The 2193-nt window shown below is 44.1% G+C and carries 5 protein-coding genes; 1 reads left to right on the top strand and 4 read right to left on the bottom strand.

What is annotated here, in order from left to right:
- Window positions 1-200, top strand: a 200-nt coding sequence (locus HY877_09350) for a hypothetical protein (protein ID MBI5300476.1), incomplete at its 5' end; no start/stop codon positions are given.
- A gap of 11 nt (window positions 201-211) precedes the next feature.
- Here HY877_09350 and folE read toward each other — a convergent pair.
- From folE to HY877_09330, 4 genes are all read right to left on the bottom strand, one after another.
- A complete protein-coding gene (folE, locus tag HY877_09345) occupies window positions 212-772 on the bottom strand; it encodes a GTP cyclohydrolase I FolE (GenBank protein ID MBI5300475.1) in 561 nt (186 codons plus the stop codon).
- Window positions 756-1181 (bottom strand): 6-carboxytetrahydropterin synthase, encoded by a 426-nt coding sequence (locus HY877_09340; protein MBI5300474.1) that lies wholly within the window; start codon window positions 1179-1181, stop codon window positions 756-758. The genes folE and HY877_09340 overlap by 17 nt, the downstream gene beginning before the upstream one ends.
- A gap of 76 nt (window positions 1182-1257) precedes the next feature.
- Complete coding sequence (locus tag HY877_09335) at window positions 1258-1449, bottom strand: zinc ribbon domain-containing protein (protein ID MBI5300473.1); 192 nt, start codon at window positions 1447-1449, stop codon at window positions 1258-1260.
- 16 nt (window positions 1450-1465) lie between these two features.
- Window positions 1466-1966 carry a hypothetical protein gene (locus tag HY877_09330; GenBank protein MBI5300472.1) on the bottom strand — a complete coding sequence of 167 codons (501 nt, stop codon included), beginning with the start codon at window positions 1964-1966 and terminating at the stop codon, window positions 1466-1468.
- Window positions 1967-2193 lie beyond the last annotated feature (227 nt).

Genomic DNA, 2193 nt, shown 5'->3' with positions numbered 1-2193 from the left:
CCCTTTATTTTGATCTGGTTTTCTCTGGTGGTGATACGGACATTGAATTTCTTCTCTATCTGTTTGAGGTGGGCATCTTGAACGCCGAAAATTTCCGGGATCAAATGGCTTTTTTCCAATATCAGTTCTTTGGTTATGAAGCTATTGGTGTTTTCACTCATTTAGATGGATTGCAAGCCTGTCAAGGGTCTGTCGGTTAAAGTAGACCATCTCAGATGCGCACATTCGTCGGATTTTGTATGAGACTCAGGAACTCGCTTCGTGTTATCGGGTTGGTTTTGAAATTGCCCAACATGCAACTGGTTGTGGTGTAGGCATTTTGTTTTTCCACCCCCCTCATGGTCATACAAAGATGGAGCGCCTCGATGACCACGGCTACACCTGCGGGTTCCAGTATCTTGTTCAAACAGTCGCCGATTTGCATGGTCAGTCTCTCCTGAACCTGCAACCTGTGGCTGAAGACGTCGACGATTCTCGGGATTTTGCTCAAGCCGATGATCTTGCCAGACGGGACATAAGCGACATGACATCTTCCAAAAAAAGGCAAAAGATGGTGTTCGCAAAGGCTGAACATTTCAATGTCCTTTACGATCACCATTTCATTGTAGCCTTCTGTGAATATGGCGTCGTTGACCAGATCATCGATGTTGACATTATAGCCGTTCGTGAGAGCCTTCAATGATTTTTCAACGCGTTCCGGGGTGTTTAGCAGTCCTTCCCGGTTGGGGTCTTCTCCAAGGTGTTCCAATATGTTTTTAACTAGATTTCGCACTGTTTTTGCCTCTATAAATTACATAGTTGCGTTCAGATTCGTATAATTTTATCTCATATATGACGCCGTTTTTAATTTTTGGTTCCAGAATATCCCAGAAAATCATGGCCATATTTTCTACTGTTGATATGACACCTTCCAAAAACGGGACATCGACATTGAGATTTTTATGGTCTACTTTTGCGATGATTTCAGTTTTGATCAGTTGCTTGAGATGCTTGAAGTCCATGACCATGCCATTTCCCGGATCGGCTTCACCTTTGATGGTGACTTCCAAAGTATAAGTATGACCATGTCCATTGGGGTTGTTGCAGAGCCCAAAAACTTCTTTGTTTTTTTCGTCGGAGAACGCGGGGTTGTGGAGGCGATGGCTCGCGCAAAAATCAAGTTTTCTGGTTATATAAATCATCTATTGGCTTTCCCATGAAGACCGGTGACCGCGGAAAGCTACGCTTGATCTATGCCGGTTTGTGGTCTCCGATCTGCTATTTGAGATATTTTCTTTTATTGTCGGTTGTGTAGAAGCCTGGTCCAAATAGATGAAAGTTCATGGAGGTAATGATTTTATGCAACTCACCCCCGCATTTTTCGCATTTGTTTGGAGGCGTATCGTCGGTACGCAATAAAATCTCCTGTACGCCCTTGCATTTTTCGCACTCAAATTCATATATAGGCATCAGTCACCGTCCCAATTTAATTATATCGCCAAAGAATGGTTTTGCCTCTTTTTTCTTCATCGCTGATTTTATTCCTGAAAACATCCAGGGTCTTTGGAATGTTTTCCTTGACGCTGTCGAGGTCGTGTGTGGCAAAAGGCAGTGTCAGACCCCATTGCGGGTCATAGATTCCTACAAGTATCCCATTATCGGAAATCACTTGGAGGATGATGAATTTTTCTATGCCGTGCTTTTTCTGGACTTGCTCGGGCATCATATAGGTTTGGTTGTCCCTGTCGGTCGTGCCAAACCGCATGACCGCCTCGCCTGTTTCAACTTCCTTGAAGTTGATGGATTGGATGTAATTGCTCAGTCCTGCAAAAAGATTTTCCACAGGGAAGACAACGATGCCAAAGCCTTCTTCATTTTTAAACAGCTTATACTTTGGTTCGGAGGCAAGGGCCACATCTTGGTAGCATAACAGGAGCCATAGGAAAAGAGCAAATTTCCTAAGGTTGTTGTATGGGAACTTTTGCATATCCACCCCATTTTCTCCATTTCCTGGCGTTAATCAATTGAGCCTCTTGCAAGACTCAAACTGAATCCTTCGCCCGCTGTCATCCTGAGCGAAGCGAAGGATCTCGCATTTTGGGCTCAGGACAGGCTCCGTGAAGGATCTTGCCTGTACAGACACTTTGCGACGCTACAAAATCTAGATTCTTCGTCGCTCCGCTCCTCAGAATGACAGATTAAAACTTTTTCTTT

Source organism: Deltaproteobacteria bacterium (assembly GCA_016213065.1).
Classification (GTDB): Bacteria; UBA10199; UBA10199; order SPLOWO2-01-44-7; family SPLOWO2-01-44-7; genus JACRBV01.
This window is presented reverse-complemented; position numbering and strand designations above follow the sequence as displayed.